Annotated in this window: 1 pseudogene; it reads right to left on the bottom strand. The window is 64.0% G+C overall.

Features of this window, described 5'->3' with window-relative positions:
- A pseudogene (locus Phpb_RS24830) lies at nucleotides 1-749 on the bottom strand (type VI secretion system ImpA family N-terminal domain-containing protein); the annotation flags it as partial.

Raw genomic sequence — 749 nt, 5'->3', positions numbered from 1 at the left:
GCCAGGTTTTTTGTGCCAGACCGGTCAGCTGTTCAGCCTGTTGCAGCCCCGCCAGCGGGGAGGCGTCCGCCAGCCGGGTTAACTGCTGTTCATAGGTTTGCAGGTCGGGGTGGTACAGCCAGGCCAGTCTGGCCCCGTCCGGGGTGTCAGTCAGGGCGGTGAGCTGCTGGTGCAGCGGCCGGTAAAGTCCCAGCCAGCTGCCGGTCAGGACAAACGCCCCCAGTAAGAGGCCCAGGCTAAAGCCCTGTAATGCGCTCATCGGCCGCGGGGGCGGTTCAGGGAAACGGACCCGGACTTTAGGCTGACTGTGGTCGTATCCCGCGTCGTCGTCAGTGTCCGGTTCAGACGGCGCCGGTTCAGTGCCGGCGAGGTAAACCAGCGGCGGCATCTGCACGGGTTTGGCCGCGGGTTTGGGCAGGATACGGGGCTGTTCCAGTTTTTTGGCGGTGTTCTGGAAGAACCACAACAGGTTTTCGACTTTTGGCAGGCGTTTCAGGTCGGACTGCTGGAGCCGGTCGATTATCAGCTGTAAGGCCCGCTCGGCCCGGTAAATCATCCGCAGGTCACGGGGGGTATAGTCGTGCTGGCGTAAAGCGTTGCCGCTGCGGGTGTTAAACCAGTCCAGCATCTCAGTGCGGACCGCCGGCTGCGGCGGCCACAGTGCATCCCACTGGCTGACCATCACCCCGGCCAGCAGTTCGCAGCCTTCGGTAAACCCCGCCAGGCCGCTGAGCTGCATCCGGGCCAGA

Source organism: Photorhabdus namnaonensis, from assembly GCF_001684335.1.
GTDB classification, from domain to species: domain Bacteria; phylum Pseudomonadota; class Gammaproteobacteria; order Enterobacterales; family Enterobacteriaceae; genus Photorhabdus; species Photorhabdus namnaonensis.
Note: the sequence above shows the minus strand (reverse complement) of the source record. Positions and strands in the feature narration are given on the sequence as shown.